The organism is Streptomyces turgidiscabies Car8 (genome assembly GCF_000331005.1).
GTDB lineage: Bacteria > Actinomycetota > Actinomycetes > Streptomycetales > Streptomycetaceae > Streptomyces > Streptomyces turgidiscabies.
In genome coordinates this window covers 1-5,052 of sequence record NZ_AEJB01000386.1, presented here as the reverse complement: position 1 = coordinate 5,052, position 5,052 = coordinate 1, and the positions used below count along the sequence as shown (strand labels likewise).

At 69.6% G+C, this 5,052-nt stretch carries 4 protein-coding genes; all 4 read left to right on the top strand.

Annotated elements, in window-relative coordinates; translation table 11 throughout:
• The first annotated feature begins 183 nt into the window (after positions 1 to 183).
• From STRTUCAR8_RS28420 to STRTUCAR8_RS28405, 4 genes are read left to right on the top strand one after another with little or no spacing between them, the layout of a single operon-like run.
• The gene (locus STRTUCAR8_RS28420) at positions 184 to 1,518 is read left to right on the top strand and encodes an ABC transporter substrate-binding protein (RefSeq protein ID WP_006379533.1); all 1,335 of its coding nucleotides are present in this window, start codon (positions 184 to 186) and stop codon (positions 1,516 to 1,518) included.
• 30 nt (positions 1,519 to 1,548) lie between these two features.
• Positions 1,549 to 3,549 (top strand): ABC transporter permease, encoded by a 2,001-nt coding sequence (locus tag STRTUCAR8_RS28415; RefSeq protein ID WP_006379531.1) that lies wholly within the window; start codon positions 1,549 to 1,551, stop codon positions 3,547 to 3,549.
• Positions 3,546 to 4,313: an ABC transporter ATP-binding protein gene (locus tag STRTUCAR8_RS50350; protein WP_006379534.1), complete on the top strand. Its 768-nt coding sequence runs from the start codon at positions 3,546 to 3,548 to the stop codon at positions 4,311 to 4,313. Before STRTUCAR8_RS28415 ends, STRTUCAR8_RS50350 begins: the two co-directional genes overlap by 4 nt.
• On the top strand, positions 4,310 to 5,017 hold the full coding sequence (locus STRTUCAR8_RS28405; RefSeq protein ID WP_006379535.1) for an ABC transporter ATP-binding protein: 708 nt from the start codon (positions 4,310 to 4,312) through the stop codon (positions 5,015 to 5,017). Before STRTUCAR8_RS50350 ends, STRTUCAR8_RS28405 begins: the two co-directional genes overlap by 4 nt.
• Positions 5,018 to 5,052 lie beyond the last annotated feature (35 nt).

Genomic DNA, 5,052 nt, shown 5'->3' with positions numbered 1-5,052 from the left:
CCGCTCCTTTGCGTGCTCCGGCTACGACGACGGGACATATGACGTAGTCGAAGCGCGCCATTACTCCCCGAAATTCACGCTCCCCGTCGCGTTCCTCCTGAATTCGATAACTCCTTAGACTCCGCCGCATATCCGGTGAAGGAGCCGTGCAGGGCTCCTCACGCTGTCCCAAGGAGGACCGCCATGGGCCCGACATCACGTCAGTTCACCAGAGTGCCGAGAATCGACCGGCGCTGGCTCGCACCGGTGGTGGGGGCGGTTCTGTTGACCTCGGCATGTGCCGGCACCTCCGGCAACGGCAACTCCGCCGCGTCTGGTGCCTCCGCGCCCGCCGCCACCGGCGCCGCGAAGGGTGACGCCGTGGAGAACGGTGTGACCGACTACCTCGCCTACGTGGGAGGCAAGGCCGGTGCCGCGAACAAGGATCAGCCGCCCGTCACCATCGGCTGGGTGAACGTCGAGGGCACCGCCAACGGCGCGCCCGAGGCGACCAAGGGCGCCCAGGCCGCCGTGGACTACATCAACAAGGAGCTCGGCGGGATCGGCGGCCACCCGCTTGCCCTCCAGGTCTGCAAGATCGCGACGGCCGAGGAAGAGGGGCAACGGTGCGGGCAGGAGATGCTCAACGAGTCCGCCGTGTCGGCCGTCGCCTTCGGGAACGTCTTCGTCGGTGACCAGTCCTTCAACTCCGTACTCAAAGGCAAGAAGCCCGTCCTGGTCAGCGTGGCCACCGGCCCTTCGGTGCCGACAGCCAAGGACACCTTCATCATCTTCGGCGACCTGTCCCACGTGTGGGGTCCCTGGGGGTCGTACGGCCGCGACGCCCTGCACGCCAAGACGGCCGCGATCCTCCACACCAACACACCACCGGACAAGATCGCGGCGGAGGCGGCCCGCAAGGCGATGGAGTCGGCCGGCATCAAGGTGAAGTCCGTGGGCTTCGACGCCCAGGCGACGGACCTGCTCGGCCCGGTCACCGCGGCCGGCGGCCAGAGCGCCGACATGATCGTGCCGATCTCCGCCGGCCAGGGCTGCGTCGGCATCGCCAAGGCGCTCAAGCAACTGGGCAGCACCAAGCCGGTCGTCTCCACGCCGGTCTGCCTGTCGCCCGACGTGGCCCAGGGCCTCGGCGGTGACCTGCCCGCATGGACGTACGGAGTGGCCCAGACCCTGCCTGCCGACAACACGGCGCCCGACGTACAGGCGTACCTCAAGGCCTCGTCCGAAGCAGGGCTGGACAAGGCGGACCAGAGCAAGGTCTGGGCCGCCACTTCCTGGAGCACCGTGCTGGCCTACGCGAAGGTCATGAACGAGGTCGGCGCGGACAAGATCACCCCCGCCACCGTCGGTGCCCAGCTCGCCAAGTTCCAGGGCCCCGTGGTGATGGGCGCGCCGAAGGTGGAGTGCGGCAAGTACTCCGACTCGCCCGCCGTCTGCAACGACCAGGCCCGCTTCTACCAGTACAAGGGCAAGGGCGTCTTCACCGCGCTCACCGGCTGGCTGCGTCCCCCGGCCTGATCAGGCCCCACGAACGAACGGACACAGTCCATGGATCAGTTGCTGCTCTTCACCCTGCTAGGACTTGGACAGGGCGCCCTCATCGCCGGAATGGCCCTCGGTGTGGTTGTCACCTACCGCGGGTCCGGCACGATCAACCTCGCCACCGGAGCGGTGGCGATGCTGGCCGGCTACGCCTTCTGGGCGCTCAGGTCCGACCACTTCGGCGTCTCCATGGGTCCGGCCCTCTCGCTGGCCGGAGCCCTTGTGGCCGCCGCGGTCGCCGGTCTGCTCAGCGAGTACCTCGCGTTCCGGCCCCTGCGCAACGCGCCTCCGCTGGCCAAGCTCGCCGCCTCACTCGGGCTGCTGCTGACGGCGCAGGCCGCCGTGCTGCTCGGGTTCGGCACCGAGCCCCAGCAGATGCCGAGCCTGCTGACCGACCAGGCCGTGACCGTTCTCGGGGCGATCATTCCGGTCGACCGTTTCATCCTGGCCGGGGTGGTCGTCGCCCTGACGCTTCTGCTGGCCGCGCTCTACCGGTGGACCCGCTTCGGCCTGGCCACCCGGGCCGCATCGGAGAACGAGCAGGCCGCTCTGCTCGCCGGCCTGTCGACGAAGGAACTCTCCCTGGCCGGCACGCTGATCGCCAGCGTCGTCGCGGGCGGGATCGGAGTGCTGGCCGCCCCCATCGTCCAACTCGACTCCACCACACTGCCGTTGCAGATCGTGCCGGCGCTGGCAGCCGCGCTGTTCGCCCGGTTCACGTCTCTCGGCATCGCGTCCACGGCGGGCCTGCTCATCGGTGTACTCCAGTCGGTGCTCTCCTACCTGTCGACGCAGAGCTGGTTCCCCACCGACGACGGCAACGCGATGCCCGGCGTACAGCAGCTCCTCGTCTTCGCCTGCATGACCATCGCGCTGTTCCTGCGCGGGGCCGAGATGCCCGGACGCGGCGACGCCGTACAGCAGCGCCTGCCGGCCGTACCGCTTCCCGAACGGCTCCTGCGGACGGCGTTGATGTCCGCGGCCGTCTGCGTCGTCGCGCTGGTCCTCTTCCCGTTCGACTTCCGCCAGGCGCTGACCAACTCCCTGATCGGCGCCGTGATCGTCATGTCCATCATCGTGATCACCGGCTATGTCGGACAGATCTCGGTCGTGCAGCTCGCCCTCTCCGGCACGGCGGGCTTCCTGCTCTCCCATCTCACCGCCGGTGCCCATATCCCCTTCCCCTTCGGCCCGTTGATCGCTGTGGTCGTGGCGACCGCGCTCGGCGTGGCCATCGGAGTGTCGGCCCTGCGAGTCCGCGGGGTGAGCCTCGCCGTGGTCACCCTGGCCGCTGCTCTGGCCATGGAACAGGCGCTGTTCGCCAACTCCTCTTTCGGCGGCCTGGGCGGTGTCCAGGTCCCCTCCCCGCAGGTCTTCGGCATCTCACTCGGCACGGACGCCTCCTTCCGCGGTCTGGACGGCTCCGAGCCCAGCCCGGTGTTCGGCTTCCTGGTCCTGGCCGTCACGGTCGCGATCGGCCTGTACGTGGCGAACCTGCGACGCACCTCGCTCGGCCGCCAGATGCTCGCCGTGCGTTCGAACGAGCGCGCGGCGGCGGCGGCCGGGATCAACGTCCGCAACGTGAAGGTCGCGGCGTTCGCCATCAGCTCGTTCACCGCGGCGACCGCGGGCACGCTCTACGCCTACAACTTCTCGTCGGTGAGCGCCGGCCGCTTCACCGCGCTGGCCTCCCTCGGGCTCCTGGCCTTCGCCTATGTCGGAGGGATCACCATGGTCTCGGGCGCGGTGTTCGCCGGACTGCTCTCCACCGAGGCGCTGATCCCGCACGCCCTGCAGGAGTGGGTCGGGATCAGCGGCACCTGGGCCCTGCTGTTCGCCGGGGTCTCCCTGATCATCACCCTGGTCATGAACCCGGACGGGGTGGCGGGAGCACGCCACCGCAGCAAGCACAACAGGCGTCTGCGCCGGGCGGCACCACCCGACTCGGACAGCGGTCCGGCACCGGCTGACGGTCCGGCACCACACACAGCGGGGGTGACCGGATGAACGGGCTGTCGGTACACGGCCTCAGCGTCAGCTACGGAGGCGTCCACGCCCTGTCGGGCGTCGACCTCGACGTCGCCGAGGGTCAGCTCGTAGGACTCATCGGTCCGAACGGGGCGGGCAAGACCACCTTCATCGACGCAGTGACCGGCTTCGCCCGACACGATGGACGGGTGGAACTGACCGGCACGGACCTCAGCCGGCTGCGCCCCCACGCCCGGGTACGGCACGGACTCGCACGGACCTGGCAGAGCATCGAGCTGTTCGACGGACTCAGCGTCGCGGAGAACGTGGCCGTGGCCACCGCCCAGCGCTCAGGGTGGGCGGCTACCTGGCGGGAGACCTTCACCAGACCCACGGGTCTTGGAGACGACATCCACGAGGCACTGTCCGTCGTGGGCCTCGACCAGCGCGCCGACACTCAGGCCGTCGACCTGTCCCAGGGCGAACGCAAGCTGGTGGGCGTCGCCCGTGCTCTGGCCGGCCGGCCCCGCGTCCTCTGCCTGGACGAGCCGGCGGCCGGTCTGGACAGCGAGGAGAGCATCCGGCTGGGACGGCGGCTGCGTGCCGTCGTCGACGCGGGCACCGGAATGCTGCTGGTCGACCACGACATGGCCCTCATCCTCGACGTCTGCGACACCGTCGTGGTGCTGGACTTCGGCAAGGTCATCGCCTCTGGTCCGCCGGACCAGGTACGGGAGGACCCCAAAGTGATCGCCGCCTACCTCGGTGGCGCGGCGGCCCCGGCACAGCAGGAGGCATCATGAGCGACCCCATTCTGCACATCGACGGCCTCACCGCCGGCTACGACGGTGTCGCCGTCGTCAGAGACGTGCACATCACCATCGGACGCGGCGAGGTCGTGGCCCTGCTCGGAGCCAACGGCGCGGGCAAGACCACCACGCTCAAGGCGGTCTCCGGGCTGATCCGCCCCCTCAGCGGAACCATCGCCGTGGGAGGTGAGCCGCTGGGGAAGGCCACGCCGAGCGCCCGGGCGAAACAGAGGATCGCCCATGTCCCCGAGGGCCGCGGAGTGTTCGCGGGACTCACCGTCGCCGAACACCTGCGACTGGGCCACCGGAGCGAACATCTCGACCCGGACGAGGTCTACGAGCGCTTCCCGGCGCTGACCCGGCTCAAGAACCGGCGTGCGGGACTGCTCTCCGGCGGCGAACAGCAGATGCTCGCCGTCGGCCGGGCACTCGCCCGTCGTCCCAGGCTGCTCCTGCTGGACGAGCTGAGCCTCGGCCTGGCCCCGGTGATCGTGGAGCAACTGCTTCCCGTCATCCGGAAGTTCGCCGACGACACGGGCTGCGGTGTCCTGCTGGTCGAACAGCACATCGAGCTGGCGCTGGAGATCGCCGACCGGGGGTACGTGCTGTCCCACGGTGAGGTCACCATCGAACGGCCCGCTCGCGAACTCGCCGAGGACCGGGGACTGATCCTCGCGAGCTACCTGGGCGGTGGCTGACCGCCGCAGGCCCACGATCCGCCAGACCCGGGGTG

Bases quoted from the DNA above. Each gene is read 5' to 3' on its own strand.
- STRTUCAR8_RS28420 (WP_006379533.1), top strand. From the start codon at position 184: ATGGGCCCGACATCACGTCAGTTCACCAGAGTGCCGAGAATCGACCGG.
- STRTUCAR8_RS28415 (WP_006379531.1), top strand. From the start codon at position 1,549: ATGGATCAGTTGCTGCTCTTCACCCTGCTAGGACTTGGACAGGGCGCC.
- STRTUCAR8_RS50350 (WP_006379534.1), top strand. From the start codon at position 3,546: ATGAACGGGCTGTCGGTACACGGCCTCAGCGTCAGCTACGGAGGCGTC.
- STRTUCAR8_RS28405 (WP_006379535.1), top strand. From the start codon at position 4,310: ATGAGCGACCCCATTCTGCACATCGACGGCCTCACCGCCGGCTACGAC.